This window comes from Microcystis sp. M31BS1, assembly GCF_020245285.1.
GTDB classification, from domain to species: Bacteria; Cyanobacteriota; Cyanobacteriia; order Cyanobacteriales; family Microcystaceae; genus Microcystis; species Microcystis panniformis.
In genome coordinates, this window is sequence record NZ_JADBVE010000277.1 from 1 (window position 1) to 15,816 (window position 15,816).

Below are 15,816 nucleotides of genomic sequence, written 5' to 3' on the forward strand. Positions count from 1 at the left end.
ATAAAAAACTCTATGGCATATTAGCGGCGGTTGATTTATCCCCGGAATTACGGGAAAAAATTCTGCAAGAAGGGCTTTATGTGGCTCGGATTCATGACCAAGTATTTGAATTAGATATTCCCGATAATTTTCAACCTCAAACCTATTAAATAACCCTGCCCTAGGAAAAACTTTTTCAGTAAGCTTTATTGTAATTGTCCGCGCAGAGCATAACGATCTTTTTCTAAACCGAAAGCGAAGAGAAAAGAATGAAATATAGTGGGGTTAGAGAGAGTAAAAAAGAGAAAGAGAGCAATAACAGCTAATCCTGACGATAAACTAAACATAGTTTCGTAGGAAATTGCTAAAACCCCCAGAATTGGACCGGCTAAGGCTGTTCCCACATCAAAACCGCCGATGCAGATAGAATAGGCCCGGCCGCGTTCTTGGGGCCCAGAGCGATCGGAGATTAAAGCCAGTAACATAGGGAATAAAATCCCCCCTCCCGTACCTTCGAGGATAGCGGCTAAAATTAAATCGGAAGGAGATCGGGCAGAGGATAGAACCAACATGGATAAACCATAGCAAAAAACGCTAATAGTGATGAATAAACCCCGTCCATAGCGATCACTGGCTCCTCCCGACAAAATCCGTCCGATTACGCCCGATAGTGCCGCATAACTGTAGAATAGACCGGCACTGAAAGGGATCTGATTTTCGAGGAGAAACAGGGGTAAAAAAGCGACTAAACCGCCGAATAAAGTACCGACCAATAGAAAAACTAAGGTAGGGACTAAAAAAGCTCGCTCTTGACATAATGCCCAAAAACTGCGCTCGATTGTCTGATTTTCTGCCTTCATTTGGGCTAATTTTTTCTTGAAGTCTGGTTCTTGAATGGAGAAACCCAAGAGAAAGGCGATCGCTCCTGAAGTGGCAGAAACTAGAAATAAACCGTCATAACCGATCGATTCGTAGAGATAACTGCCTAAAGCCGGACCGATTCCCATGCCTAGGGGTGCAGTTAAGCTCATATAACCAATTATCTCCCCCCGTTGACGAACGGGGGAAAAATCCACCACTAGGGTACTGTAACCAGTGGTAAAAGCAGCGATACTGAGGCCATGGTAGGCGCGGACGGCGAATAAAGAGGAAAGATCGCGAAAAAATAGATAACCGAGGGGTGCGGTAGCGGCGACAATAGTTCCAAATAAAACCACTAATTTGCGACTGCGGCGATCGACTAGATTGCCTAACCAACTGCGCGATAAAATTAAACCGATGGCAAAGGCCCCCATGACAAAACCGATATCTTGTTTGCTACCGCCTAGTAATTTAATATAGGTGGGGAGAGTGGGGACGAGAGTGGTGATACTTATCCAGAAAAACAGCGCCGTGACGAAGAGGATCAGTAGTTGACGACGAGTCTCGGCAGTAAGCGATCGAAAAGTTTTGAAAGCGTTCACAACAGCGACCGTCACAGGCAACAAAAAGACCCGGAGATCACGCCAGTCACAAGCATCCCGTATTGCTGCTACCTTCCGGTCCTGACAAGGTTAAGGCGTTGCGATCGCATGAGTCCGAGTCTTTTCTATCATAACATCTTTTTCCGGGATACGGGCATTTTTTTCGGGAGAATTTCCTCTCAATCTAGACTGTGAACGGAAATTTCCTCAACGAGGGGGTTTTTGCAATTGTTGTTGTAGAGAAATTTCTGGTTCGATCGCCAATCCGCTAAACTGTCGGATTAAGGGTGAAGGACTCTCCCTAGAATCGGCAGCGAGGAAAAATAACCAACGGCTCCCGGGGGTGAGTGGTTCGATGGAATTGAAGTTACTTGTCAACCAAATTAGCGGTAAATTAGGCAGATTGGCATTTTTTTGACTAGCTTTTGCCTCTATAGCCGCTAAAGTTTCTAAAATGACCCTTTCCCCCTGAATTAACCCCGTTTCACCGGTCCAGAGTTTCACATTTAGTTGCCGACGATGGGCATAAAAATAGAGGGAAGCAGCGGCAATAATCGCCCGTTCAAAACTGTCTTCTTGCCAATCACAGAGGGTATCGAGACAGATAATCACTTCCTGTCCCCCCGTTAACACTTCTAATTCCCGAATTTGCAATTCTCCCAAACGGGCGCTAGTTTTCCAGTGAATTAAACGGGTAGAATCACCCTGGCGATATTGTCTCAAGTTACGGGTAAGTCCTTGACTAGCCCTTTGATAATAGCGATTATTTTCTAATTTTTGTTCCATCTCTTGACCGAGGGAATCGATCAGGGGACATTGTTGCAAGGGTAAAACTTGGGGATAAACTAAAGCTTTAGCCGCTGCTTGCTGACAACGACGACACCAAAATAAACCGAGAGGGGCCGCTGTTCTTAATTGTACTTCTTGCCAGTGATAAATACCTCGTTTACTGGTGGGTAAATAATAAGTCCAACGATGGCAACTTTTGGAGGCAATCACTTCTATTGGGGTTATTTTTGGCTGATCGAGAACTATAGGCAGGATATCTGTCACTTCTAACAGATTTATCGGCTGATTGCTAGTATTTTCTATCTCTAGGCTAATACTAAGATCGTCTCCTGCACTCACGGGTACAATGGCAAGACGACGCACTTTCAGAGGAAGAAGGGAACGACGGGGTAAAATTATCGATAAAATTAAAACAGCGATCGTCGTGCCAGAGATAGCATACAACCATCCCGCCATGGTATTGGTCGCAGCTCCGAAAAAACAGAGGGTAATGCCAATGATTACCCCCCCACCGTAAGCGGGTAAAATACCGCGATCTTCTAACCAAGTTTTCATAGAGTTTAGTGGTTTTGTCGTCTTTGCTAGAAAGCTAAAAATCAGTCCCACATCTCTATAATTCCCCCAAAAGCCCTGAGAAACTATCAAAGAGATCGGACTGATCTGTTAAGGGAGTTCTCTTCCTTGTCACTATTGGGATTTTTCTTAACAAAATTTAACAATTGATGGCAAAATTTTGCTTGCTTTTGTGGGCAGATTTTGGGATAATATTTTTAAAAGAGTTTATTCATAATCTTAATCTAAGCACTTAAAGATAAACACAAACATCCCATTATGAAACAATCATAACCCAAGCCGCCGGCAAAGTCAAGCCCTCACTTCTAATTATTTGTCGCCTAAAACTTCTAATTCCGTGGTCGGTGGGGGGGGGATTGGGGGCATGAATTAAAATAACAAAGGTTGAAAACCGTGTTTACGGGAAGCTGCGCCGATTTGTTCCATTTTAGGGACAGTAATTTGATTGCGTCCCCAGGAAAAATTAGTTTGCCAACCCTCCAACTCCAATAAAATCGCCTCAGCAAAACAGGCAAACATTTGACGAGAGGGAATATCCATATTAACGATTTTCATAATTTTCCAGTCAATATCGAGGGAATGCTCGACAATGCCGCCCTTAATCACCGAAATATCGGGGGCATTTAACACCATGCCTAAATTTTTCGGATAACCACCATCAATAATAATGCAGGGGCGCTTGAGTTTATCTGGATCAATTTCTACCCCTTTAGGCATACTAGCCACCCAAACAATGATATCAGCTAGGGGTAAAGCCTCCTCTAGGGGTAGAATTTTACCGCGACCTAACTCCTCTTGCAGAGATTGTAAACGATCTTGATTGCGTGCCACATAGATTAGTTCTTTTGTATCGGTTTTTTCATTTAACCAACGACAAACAGCGCTGCCGATATCTCCGGTGGCCCCACAAACCACGACGGTAGATTGAGCTAAATCGATGCCCATTTTTTCAGCGAGGGTTTCCACCTGAGTGCAGATGACGTAAGCGGTGTGGGTGTTACCGGTGGTAAAACGGCCAAAATCTAGCTCGATATTCCGCACCTGTCGATTATCTTTGAGATTAAACTCCTCGAAAATAATTGAAGAAAAACCGCCGAGTGCGGTGATATTGATATCACTTTTTTGAGCGAGTGCCATGGCATTTAGCACCTTACGAATAGCAGACTTTACCCAACGATGCGACAACATCTCCGGTAAAAAACAGGATTCGATGTATTTACCCGTGATGGTTTGTCCCGTGATGCTGGTGACATGAAAATCATCGACAATTTGCGGGGGGGCAGCGCACCAAAAATCTAATCCTTGGTTAGCATATTCAGGATAACCTAGATCGTCGGCGACCGATTGGGCGTGTTCTAAACTGGTAAGATGACCTATAAGACCAAACATTGATTGTTCTTTCGTTAGACTAGATGGCACTAGATAAAAATTAGGATATTGCTAAGAAATCGTTAAGACTCTTAAATATAATACACAAAAGCGCCGCTCTGTGCTGAGCGGCAGTAGGGGAAAAAAGAAATCTCGATGCTCAAGCTTTAGACAGCAGTTAATCCGTAGGCAGACATCCGCATGATATCACGGGTGCTGAAACCGATATTGCTTAACGCTTCCCCGTAGCTAATCATAAAGTCTTCCACGAGGGCCTCTTTTTCCATAGCGAGGACGCGAGCATCATCCTCGACTTGATTGAGCATTCTCCAGACAATGGGTAGATTAGCGCGATTTGCCGCTTCTAATTCCTCTTTAGCGGTTTCAAAGTTCGCTTTTAGCCATTCTTCGCCAAAATTGAGGTGTAAATATTCGTCTTTAACTACGCCTTCAGTAATTTTACGGGCAAAAGGATCAGCAACAGGAATATAAATATTATAGGCAGCGATCGCGAAAGCTTCGATAATCAAAGATTGGATTAATAAACAGGTGACAACTTTACCTTCTGCGTAGGCAATTTGGAAGTTATTGTGCAGAGAGGAAAAGAATTCTTTGGCATAATCCATATCAGGGGTGATTTGCAAATTTCGGCCGCAAGCTTGAAAACCTTTCATGTGACGGTTTTCCATTTTTGCCAGACGGTGTAATTCTTCTTTTTTATCGGTGAGGATGTCTGCTAATTGAATATAATTACTATTGGCCTCGTATTCGCCTTCAATAACGATGGCATTAATGCGACTATAGGCTGATTTATAGGTTTCGCTGGTGAAATCAAGCTCTAATGGTACAGCAAGCTCTGGCATAAACTCGATTGACTCCTATTTCTGACGAGATTTTTCCGACGTTCTTTCCACTCTAGGGTAAGTCTTCTAGATGGAGTTATCTTTTTACGAGTCTAGCTTGATCGGTCTTTTTTGTATAGCTTGGCCTGAGGGGCTGACTTGCCAAGTTAGCTATAGCGGTTATCTTTTGCCACTGAAAACAAATCTAGAGGCAATCCCTTCTTAAGGGACGAGATTGCCGGCTGTTTGCTCAAACCGTGGCTAAAGATTTCCGGCGCTCGGCCTGTTGTAGGATCGCTTTGGCTGCCTGTTTACCGGATAAAGTGGCTCCTTCCATGCTATCAATGTAATCCTGTTGGGTATAACTACCAGCAAGGAAAAAGTTAGCGATAGGAGTCGCTTGCGAGGGACGATAGACATCCATCCCCGGTGCTTCCCGATAGAGACTCTGGGCCAATTTCACCACGCTAAACCAAGTCATCTTTAACTCCCGCGAGGAGGGAAATAACTTATGGACCTGCGCTAAAACGTGCTGGGCAATATCTTCATTTTTAGCTTTAATAAAAGGATCCCCGGGGGTTAAAACCAACTGTAATAAAGAACCTTCTCCGGGGCGATAATAATCCCTAGGACTGGTGAGAGCAAGATCTGCAAAACAGGAAAAATCCGCTTGGTGGGTGTACAAAAGATTGTCAATTCCCACCGCTTTTTGCAGTTGTCGGCGTTTTTCGGCATCATTTAACTCCGTCACCCAACCGTCAAAACGCAATTGTACCGTAGCGACGGGAACTGCTTCTAGTCGGAAAATATTGTCAAAAATCGGCATTTTTCGCCAATCTTGGGGAATAAGACGCTGAATACCAGGGACATCACCAGCGCAAACGTAGGCATCTGCGGTGATAGTTTCTGTGGTTTCTCCGTTAGCGACGATCATGCCATTAACTTGCAGATTTTCGCCCTCTCCAGAATAGAGAATTTCCCGCACTTGACGACGGGTGGAGATTTTGGCACCCCGTGCCTCCAGATAGTTAATAATCGGTTTATGCAGGTATTCGTGGGGGGAACCTTCCAACATCCGCAGGACGGAAGCTTCGGTTTTAGCGGCGAAAAATTGGAAAATCGTCAGCATACAACGGGCCGAGATATTTTCCGTATCGATAAATCCTAAGGCATAGGCGATCGGATTCCACATTTTTTTTAAACTGCCTTCATTACCGCCATGGCTACGAAACCAATCGGCAAAACTAATCGAGTCCAGCTCCCGAATCGTTTTCATCGCTCCTTGAAAGTCTATCAGACCGCGGACGATGGGACTGGTACCTAAGGCCAGAGAATTAAAGATTTTATCGGCTGCCGAGAGTTGAGAGGAGGTAAAAAAGGCTTTTAAACCGTTAAAAGGCGCACCCGCGGCGAAACGAAAGTCTAATTCGCCGATTTTTCCTCCTTCGTTGATAAAAGTGTGGGTGTGTTCTTTGAGTAGTAGGGATTGAAAAGCGCCCACTTTTTTCATTAACTCAAAAAGATTGTAGTAACAACCAAAAAAGACGTGCAAGCCCATCTCGATGTGATTACCGTCTGCATCTACCCAACTACCGACTTTTCCCCCGACAAAGGGACGAGATTCTAATATTTCTACTGTACAGCCCGCATCGACCAGATCGATAGCTGTTGCCATTCCCGCTAATCCCGCACCAACGATCACCACTCGCATTTGTCAAGTTCCTGTTACAATTTTTCACTAAATCTTTATTTTACCCGATCGATCTGGTGTTTCTCGCTGGCGATTTTTTCAGGGTCGCTTGAGAGCGTGGCAGAATAATTGAGAGTTGTCCGAGGGAGAGTCATTTTGAAGCGATCGCTAGATAGGAGACAGGAATTAATTATTGTCACTATTATTTGGATATTGGGGGTATTAGTCGATAGATTCTGGTTTAGTCTCGATCATACTATTCCTGCTTGGGATCAGGCCGATTATCTCAACGGTGGGATTATCTATACCCAAGCTTTCCAAAATCCGCGCTGGTTTGATGGGGATTGGTGGCGCGGTTTATGGCTAATGTCGCCAAAAATTCCCCCTTTAACCTATCTTTTAACGATTCCCTTCTTTAATCTCTTTGGTATTAGCGTTGAAGCGGGTATGTGGGTAATGGCTATCTATAGCGCCCTACTGCTCTTTTCTGTGTACGGATTGGGAATTATCCTCTTTAATGGGACTGTAGCACTCTGGGCGGTCTTAATCTGTCAATTTCTCCCCGGTTTATACTATTATCGCCTCGAATATCTCTTAGATTTTCCCTTAGCGGCAATTGTAACGTTTTCTTACTTCTGCTTGACATGGTGGCGATTTAGTGGTAGTGGCTGGCTAAAAGCGATCGCTTTCGGGATTTCTTTCGGTTTAGGGATGTTAGTCAAACAAACCGCCCTATTTTTCCTCTTTTTGCCGATTTTGTGGGTATTGGGCGAAAATCTTTGGCGAAAACGTTGGGGTAATCTAGCGCAATTAATGCTCAGTTTTTTGACGGCAGCATTGTTAATGTTTCCCTGGTATCGGACGAATTGGTTATTAATGTTAACCGCGGGCAAACGTGCCACGGTAGATTCGGCGATTTTGGAGGGAGATCCGCCTCTTACCAGTCCAGATGCCTGGACATTTTACGCGCAAGTTTTACCCTATTTTCTTTCCTGGGTATTATTATTAGTTCCCGTGGTGGGATTATTAATCTCCTTACGCCATATAAAAACCGAAGATAAGGTTAATCGTCCTGTGTGGATTTGGTTAGGAGTTTTTCTGCTGGGGGGATACCTATTATCATCCCTCAATATCAATAAAGATGCTCGTTATATTTTGCCGCTTTTACCGACTTTATCCTTAATTTTATCCGTTGGTTTATTATCTTGGCGCGGTCGTTTTGGATCTGGTATCCGTTGGGGAACGATAACTATTGCCGCTATCCTCACCAGCTTAAATTTATTCCCCTTGGGGGGAGATGTAATTACTAATGTTTTCAGTCCCGAATTACAACACCATCCCTATTTAAAAACTGGTTGGCAGCACGAAGAAGTAGTTAAAGAGATTCTAGCCGATTCTCCCTATCTTCGCAGCACCCTAGGGGTTTTACCTTCCACCCCCGAATTAAATCAACATACCTTCTCTTTCTACGGTGGTAAACATAATTTCCAGGTTGCTGGGAGACAGGTGGGAGTTAGGGAAGAAGATATCGAAAAGGATGTCAATTCTTTAGATTGGTTTTTAACTAAAACTGGTGAACAGGGTTCCGTCCCCGATGTCCAGAAAAAAATTGTTAATCGAGTCGCCACTGGTTCAGATTTCCAAGTAGAGAAAACTTGGCAGTTACCGGATGATAGTACCCTGTCCCTACACCGAAAAATATATCCTTCCGTCACGGTTAAAACCCTTGAAAATGCGCCAAAACAGGTGGAATTAAGAGAGATTGCCATTGCTGAAAAAGCATCTCCTAATCAACCAATTCCTGTGGTTTACAAATGGGCTGGAGACTGGCAACAATTAAAGTCAGGGATAGTAATTTTAACTTGGCAAGAAGTGGACGGTAAGGATTATTGGATGCACGATCATGGTATTGCTATGGGGGGATTAATGGCAAAAAAATTAACTCCAGAAGAGCAACAAAATAGTTTTGAAGTCACTGAAAAAACTGCCATGCAGTCGGCAGCAACCCCCGGAGTTTATCGCTTATCTGCTGTCTATCTCAATCGGGAAACTGGCGAAACCTATCCGATTAAAACTAATGCTGAAATTACCATCGATCCTCAAGTTGCCAAGTTAGCAACGCCCCAATTAGATTTAGTCACCCAATTGCGCTTAAAGTCTGCTAATATTGGTCAAGGATTAACAGGTGTTGAACCAATTTTTGAGTTAACTAATCGTATCAATCAATACGATTCGATTCAGGATTATGTGCTGCAAGCAGACAAAGCTTTTTCCTATCGTTTACAGCAACAAAATCCCCCCGATAAATTATCTTTAGCCTACGGATTAGCAATTTCTAAGGTACTACAACAGGATGTGGCAGGGGCAATAAAAGCCACGGAGGAAATGATTAAAATTGACCCCTATAATCCCTATCATTATGCTTATCAAGGTTTTATTTATCTCTACGATTGGCAACCGCAAGCGGCCCAAAAAGTCTTAGATCAAGCTAGACAATTAAATCCCGATAGTGAGGAAATTAAGACTTTAAATGCAGTGGCTGCCTTGATGGGGGGAAATCTCGTTAAAGCTTGGCAATTATGGCAGTCAAATTAAAATAGAGTGAGAAGTAGGGAAGTGGGGTGTGGGAAGTGGGAGGTGGGGGAGTGGGGAAGTGGGGAAGTGGGGAAGTGAAGCATTTGGCTGAAATTTCCCTAAACCCCTAAATCCCTATCACCCTATCACCCCAAAACCCTATCACTCTATCTCCTGACTCCTGACTTCTAACCCAATGTTGGACAAAGATAAGTAAAAATTATTGATTTACTGCAAAAACTTGAGAATATTTAAATTAACATTCCGCAATATTTATAAATTCTTAAGAATTAATTGAGAAATATTTTTATTTAACAACGACGTTATCATGGTAACAGCGATTTGATAGAATTTCATAATGGGTTATTCTGTGCTTTTTTGGGCAGCAATGGTTGAAACCCTTGCCACACCTAGAAGGTGATCCTAATTAAAACGGGTAAATCAGTCAATTTCACCCACAACGATGATCTTTTTTTTATGTAGTTTTATTGCAAAAAAAAAGTTTTTTTGACAAAAAGCACAAAGTATGAATTATGAAGTGGGGAAGTGGGGAAGTGGGGAAGCTGTCTCATCACCCTATCACCCCAAAACCCTATCACCCCAAAACCCTATCACCCTATCTCCTGACTCCAGCAACAAACTTTTTGCTGCAAACCCTATTTAATTTAACAACTCCCTGGGATCGGTGACTTCCCCTTTAATCGCTGCCGCTACCACCATCGCCGGACTCATCAACAAAGTACGCCCGGAAGCGGAACCTTGACGACCTTTAAAGTTACGATTGGAGGAGGAAGCGCTGATCTGATCTCCCTGCAATTTATCGGGATTCATGGCTAAACACATGGAACAGCCAGCCTCGCGCCATTCAAAGCCCGATGCTAGGAAAATTTGGTCTAATCCTTCCGCTTCCGCCTGTTTTTTGACTCTTTCGGAACCGGGGACGATAAAAGCTTTCACATGGGGGGCAACACGATGACCTTGGGCAAATTTGGCCGCTTCGCGCAGATCACTGATCCGGCCGTTAGTACAGCTACCGACGAAGCAGACATCGATTTTTGTGCCTTTAATCGGGGTGCCGGGGGTGAGTTTCATGTATTGATAGGCTTCCTCTGCGATCGCTCTTTCACTTGCCGGTAAACTTTCGGGAGTGGGAATGACTTCGTTAACCCCGATTCCTTGGCCCGGAGTAATCCCCCAAGTAACTGTGGGTTCGATTTCACCGGCATCGAAGACCACCACATCGTCATAAACCGCATCGGCATCGCTTTTAATGCTTTCCCACCAATTAACCGCACTTTCCCAGTCTTTGGGCGCAAAATCACGACCTTTGAGGTAATCGTAGGTGATTTGATCGGGGTTGATATAACCACATCGGGCCCCACCTTCGATCGCCATGTTACAAATCGTCATCCTTTCTTCCATGGACATCCGTTCAATTGTACTACCAGCGTACTCGTAGGCATAACCAACACCGCCTTTGACGCCTAATTGACGGATAATATGAAGAATTACATCTTTAGCATAGACCCCGGGATTTAAATCGCCGTTTACCTCCACTCGACGCACTTTTAATTTCGATAGGGATAGGGTTTGGGTAGCAAGAACATCGCGCACTTGGGAAGTGCCGATGCCAAAAGCGATCGCACCAAAAGCACCGTGGGTGGAGGTGTGGGAGTCACCACAGGCGATCGTCATCCCGGGTTGAGTTAGGCCTTGTTCGGGAGCGATCACATGAACTATGCCCTGATTGCCGGAACCGATGCCGTAGAAAGGAATATGATTGGTTTGAACATTAGTTTCGATCGCCCGGATCATTTCCTCGGCCAAATCGTCAAGGAAAGGACGCGCCTGATTTTCGGTGGGGACGATGTGATCGACGGTGGCAATAGTCCGTCTGGGAAATAATACTTTTAAACCCCTTTCTCTTAGCATCGAAAAAGCTTGCGGACTGGTGACTTCATGCACTAGATGCAGTCCGATAAATAATTGTGTCTGTCCACTGGGAAGAATCTTAACCGTGTGTGCGTCCCAGACTTTATCGAATAATGTTCTTGCGCTCATTGACTTTGGAATGATAGTCATCTCCCTAATCATATCAGCTAACCCTGGCCGATAAGTATTAATTTTTTCTTTTCTCTTGGTTAGGAGGGATAATAGATGAATAGCTCTGTTTTTGCCAGATTAAAACCATCAGTTTTTGAGTAAAATAAAAGACTTTAGCCAATAACTATTTGAGTGATTACTTATGCTCCTTACCCCCCGTTTCCTATAATCTTTCAAGAGGATTTAGTATAACATTCTCTTGATTTAACTCTAGGAACCATAGCAATAAAAAATTTATTCTTTTCTTGTCACCGCTAAATTCTGCTCGCTAACTCTCTTGTTCAGATAAATTTCTCCGAGAACAATTAATCCTAGAATCAGAGGTAAACTCAGCCATGCTCCTAGGTTTCCTAAGTAGTTAATACTAATAGCAATCAAGAGAGTTACCCCCATATAAATAATCGCTACTTGTGGATGAGACAAGCCAGATTTTTGTAATCTTTGATAAAGGTGACTGCGGTGAGCTTGGAAGATATTTTCCTTTCTGAATAATCGACAAATAAGGGTATAAATAGCATCACCAATCAGAGGTAAAGTGATAGTTAAAGCTGACCAAGCTTGACTTTGATCGCCCTGGTTATTAAGTAAAACCATAGGGACAATTGCCCCTAGACTGGTGCTACCCACATCGCCCATAAAAATTTTCGCCGGCGACCAATTCCAAAAGAGAAAACCGACTAAAGCTGCCACTAAAAGCCATAAAATTGGTTGCTGAAAATAGAGAGCGAGAAAACCTAATTGTAGCACCGTACAGCCAGCCACCAAACCATCAAGACCATCCATAAAATTATAAAAATTAATGATCGCAGTCAGTCCGATAATTGTGAGAATAATAGCTAAAATTTTGCCGCCAAAACCTAAATCTAATAGCCAAGATTGGGGAAAAGCACCGAAAAAAGTGACCGCAATACTAGCGGAGGATAACTGCACCAAATAGCGAATACTAGAGGGAATACCGCGACGATCATCGAGAAGGCCGATAATAATTAAAGGAGTCAGGGATAACCACAGGGGAATGAGAGGTAGGGAAGGAGAAAGGAGAAAATAACTGAGGCTGCTGGTCAGAGCAAAAGCAACGACAAAACCGAGTCCACCTCCCCTAGGTGTGGGTTGACTATGGCTGCTACGCTCATTGGGAATATCTAACAATTGTTGACTAAAACGTTGTTTAATCAGGGCAACCACCAGAAAACTAATCAGAAAACTGATGACTGAGAGTAGGGATAATAACATAGGGATTTTTGCGCTCAGATTAATTATCGATCCTACGTTGTTCTGTGACAAAAAGTGCAGATATTGCCCTCGTGGTTTTAGTCAGTGTCAGCATCGCACTTCAACAGCTAAGGCACTCCAGCGTTTGGGGGATAGGAGCAGAAATTTTAGGTTTAACTTACTCTCGATCGCTTTTTACCTGACTGATGCGACGAACGTTTAAAATATCGCTCATCAGCTTAATTTGAATAACACAGCGTTCAAATTGTTGCAGGTCTTTTACTTCAATTTTCAGAGAAATTAAAGCGGGTTTACCGAAATTAGTCTTAACTCCGGCATTGCGAACGTTAATATTTTGGTCACTTAAACGAGAGAGAATATCTTTTAAAACCCCGACGCGATCGATCACTTCAATCTGAATATTTACTGGATAAGTTTGATAACGTCCCTGGTCATCTATAGGGTTCCAACTAACAGGAATTAAGCGTTCAGCTTCGGCTTTTTCCACATTCGAGCAGCCCTGACGGTGAATAACAATACCTTCCCCCGCATGGGCAACTATACCGGTGATATTTTCCCCTGGTAAAGGACAACAACAACCGGCCAAACGATAGACTAATCCCTCCACACCGGCGATCGGTGATTTACTAACGGGTAAAGCCCTTTGAACGGGAGAAGGTGGTAGAATCAATTGGGAATCAGTTAGGACATCGGGCGGATTTTTGACCGTTAAAATTTCCTGTTGATTTTTAACTGTTTCTTGCAGACGATTAACCACATTTTTTAGGGTAACTTCGCCGTAACCCAAGGCCGCCAATAAATCATCTACTGCCACATAATTGCACTGTTTAGCCACCGATTGCATTCGTTCCGATTTTAGCAGGGCATCGAAGCCAGTTTTACCCAATTCTTTCTCTAATAAATCACGACCCCGGCTAATATTTTCTTCTCGGCGCGATTTTTTGTACCATTGCCGGATGCGATTTCTGGCGCTAGGAGTAACGACAAAATTTAACCAATCTAAACTAGGGTGACTATTTTTGCTGGTGAGAATTTCCACCAGATCACCATTTTGCAAGGGAGCATCAAGAACTGACCATTTACCATTAATTCTTGCCCCTTTCATCTGATTACCTACTTCGCTATGAATATGATAGGCAAAATCTACCGGTGTCGCACCTTGGGCCAGGGCCACCACATCACCTTTGGGGGTGAAAACATAGATATCTTCTTCAAAGAAATTATTTTTGAGGCCATCCATGTATTCTTGGCCATCTTTAAGGTCTTTTTGCCAGTCGAGAAGATTACGCAGCCAAGCGAATTTTTCATCCTCGGCGGTTAAAGTTGTCTGACTAGAACCGGTTTCTTTATACTTCCAATGGGCTGCAATCCCGTATTCAGCAACACGGTGCATTTCTAGGGTGCGAATCTGCACTTCTAGGGGACGGGCATTTAAACCAACAACGGTGGTATGGAGGGATTGATAACGGTTAGCTTTTGGTAAACCGATATAGTCTTTAAAACGGTTGGGAATCGGGGTAAATTGGTCGTGAACTACGGCTAAACAACGATAACATTCCTCTTTAGTTTCGACGATAATGCGGACGGCGGCAATATCATAAATCTGCTCGAATTCTTTACCCTGATTGTGCATTTTATGATAAATGCCGTAGAGATGTTTGGGGCGACCTTGCAAATCAAGAACTTTTATGCCAATTTCTTGCAATTTTTCCCGCAATGTGTTAATGACGGTTTCGATGCGGGCCTCTCGATCGATGCGTTTTTCCGATACCAATAACTGTACGGTGCGATAAGCATCGGGTTCGAGGTATTTAAAGCATAAATCCTCTAATTCCCATTTAAATCGCCCAATCCCTAAACGGTTAGCCAGAGGAGCAAAGATTTCTCTAGTTTCGAGGGCGATGCGTTGCTGCTGTTGCGGGTTAAGGTGTTCGAGGGTTTGCATATTGTGCAGGCGATCGGCTAATTTTACCACGATGACGCGGATATCTTGAGCCATCGCCAGGAACATTCGGCGAAAATTCTCCGCCTGCCGTTCAGTTTTACTAGAAAAGTTGAATTTGGAGAGTTTTGTCACCGCTTCCACCAAATTACGCACCTCGACACCGAATCTGTCCTCGATTTCTTCGGGGGTGACTTCCGTATCTTCCACCACATCGTGAAGGAATCCCGCCGCGATCATTGCCCCATCACCCCCCAGATCCCGCAGTAATCCCGCTACAGCTATGGGATGGGCGATATAGGGTTCCCCGGATTTGCGATACTGGCCTTCGTGGAGTTTGTGAGCGAAATTAAAAGCCCGACAGATTAAATCGCTATCGGGATTTTGGGGGTCGTTTTCGTAGGTAATTAGACATTCTTTCAGCCAATCAGGCAAAACTAACGCTTTTTTCGGTTCCGTGGCCCGGGGAAGGGCGGTGAGGGTGTCTGGTTGGGTGGCAGTGATGGCGTTCATGGTTGGATCGGGGGGATAATAGGGGTGGTGGAGACGGATAACTAGAAAACTATTAGGCCGAAGGGATGGCAGATTGCTTAATTCTCTAACACTAGAATCGGACTTATCGGCGAAAAGGATGCGATTCTTTTAAGTTTTTGTCTCTGGTTGGGAGGAGAGAGGACTTGCAACCGTGACGGCAAATCGTTAATCTTATGTAACAAATTCTAACGCTCTTTGTATTGGATGCTACCGACAAATTACCATCAAGCCTACAAATCTTTGTTAAGAAAACTGGAGGATTTCAGTCTTGCCCTTCTGGATGGGGATGCTTCCACGGGGTTACAATCTTTTCAAGCTTTACAAACCTGTCTAGAAGGGGAGATATTGTCACTAAATGATGACAATTTCAGCCCAGAGGTGGCTAATCGTTGGCGCGCGCTCCAGACGGAACTATATCGATCGTGGCGATTGCTGGAGACGGATTGGTTATTTTTGGCCTCGGCGCGGCAAGGACGGGAGAAGCGTTTACAGATAATTAGCGAGCGAGTGGCGACTTTAAAGGGATATTGTCAGGTTTTGTTAGGGTCAGTTGTCGATTAGTGATTAAATGCTCGATCGCCGTTTGTGTGGCATACTTGACCCTAAGTAGGTAGGCGTTAAAAATTATCAGATGCCCCCCTTATTAAGGGGGGACTAAGGGGGGATCGGCACCCCCCTTATCAAGGGGGATCCCCCCGCCTATCGGCACCCCCCTTATCAAGGGGG

General features: G+C 44.0%; 10 protein-coding genes, 1 other RNA gene and 1 pseudogene. 3 read left to right on the forward strand and 9 right to left on the reverse strand.

What is annotated here, in order from left to right; translation table 11 throughout:
- Positions 1-149: pseudogene (locus IM509_RS16140) on the forward strand (DUF3782 domain-containing protein); the annotation flags it as partial.
- 36 nt (positions 150-185) lie between these two features.
- Here the strand turns inward: IM509_RS16140 and IM509_RS16145 are convergent.
- The 6 genes from IM509_RS16145 to zds form a co-directional block, all read right to left on the reverse strand.
- Entirely contained in the window at positions 186-1,457 is a 1,272-nt protein-coding gene (locus IM509_RS16145; RefSeq protein WP_081417830.1) for an MFS transporter, read from the reverse strand.
- A 9-nt stretch (positions 1,458-1,466) separates the two neighbouring features.
- An RNA gene (gene ffs / locus IM509_RS16150) (signal recognition particle sRNA small type) lies at positions 1,467-1,563 on the reverse strand.
- A gap of 86 nt (positions 1,564-1,649) precedes the next feature.
- Positions 1,650-2,786, reverse strand: coding sequence for a DUF58 domain-containing protein (locus tag IM509_RS16155; protein WP_052275957.1), 1,137 nt, complete (start codon positions 2,784-2,786; stop codon positions 1,650-1,652).
- 387 nt (positions 2,787-3,173) lie between these two features.
- Positions 3,174-4,193, reverse strand: coding sequence for a long-chain acyl-[acyl-carrier-protein] reductase (locus IM509_RS16160; RefSeq protein WP_052275956.1), 1,020 nt, complete (start codon positions 4,191-4,193; stop codon positions 3,174-3,176).
- A 146-nt stretch (positions 4,194-4,339) separates the two neighbouring features.
- Entirely contained in the window at positions 4,340-5,035 is a 696-nt protein-coding gene (locus IM509_RS16165; protein WP_052275955.1) for an aldehyde oxygenase (deformylating), read from the reverse strand.
- 229 nt (positions 5,036-5,264) lie between these two features.
- Positions 5,265-6,725: a 9,9'-di-cis-zeta-carotene desaturase gene (zds, locus tag IM509_RS16170; protein WP_185237942.1), complete on the reverse strand. Its 1,461-nt coding sequence runs from the start codon at positions 6,723-6,725 to the stop codon at positions 5,265-5,267.
- Positions 6,726-6,860: 135 nt separating this feature from the next.
- Between zds and IM509_RS16175 the strand changes: the two genes are divergently transcribed.
- The gene (locus IM509_RS16175) at positions 6,861-9,299 is read left to right on the forward strand and encodes a phospholipid carrier-dependent glycosyltransferase (RefSeq protein ID WP_185237941.1); all 2,439 of its coding nucleotides are present in this window, start codon (positions 6,861-6,863) and stop codon (positions 9,297-9,299) included.
- A gap of 639 nt (positions 9,300-9,938) precedes the next feature.
- On the opposite strand, the gene leuC is transcribed toward IM509_RS16175, so the two are convergent.
- From leuC to IM509_RS16190, 3 genes are all read right to left on the reverse strand, one after another.
- Positions 9,939-11,339, reverse strand: a complete 1,401-nt coding sequence (gene leuC / locus IM509_RS16180; protein WP_052275952.1) for a 3-isopropylmalate dehydratase large subunit — start codon at positions 11,337-11,339, stop codon at positions 9,939-9,941.
- A 276-nt stretch (positions 11,340-11,615) separates the two neighbouring features.
- Complete coding sequence (locus IM509_RS16185) at positions 11,616-12,614, reverse strand: MraY family glycosyltransferase (protein WP_185237940.1); 999 nt, start codon at positions 12,612-12,614, stop codon at positions 11,616-11,618.
- Between the two features lie 157 nt (positions 12,615-12,771).
- Positions 12,772-15,069 (reverse strand): RelA/SpoT family protein, encoded by a 2,298-nt coding sequence (locus IM509_RS16190; RefSeq protein ID WP_185237939.1) that lies wholly within the window; start codon positions 15,067-15,069, stop codon positions 12,772-12,774.
- A gap of 225 nt (positions 15,070-15,294) precedes the next feature.
- Here IM509_RS16190 and patD point away from each other — a divergent pair, with 225 nt between their 5' ends.
- The gene (patD, locus tag IM509_RS16195) at positions 15,295-15,651 is read left to right on the forward strand and encodes a heterocyst frequency control protein PatD (protein WP_185237938.1); all 357 of its coding nucleotides are present in this window, start codon (positions 15,295-15,297) and stop codon (positions 15,649-15,651) included.
- Positions 15,652-15,816 lie beyond the last annotated feature (165 nt).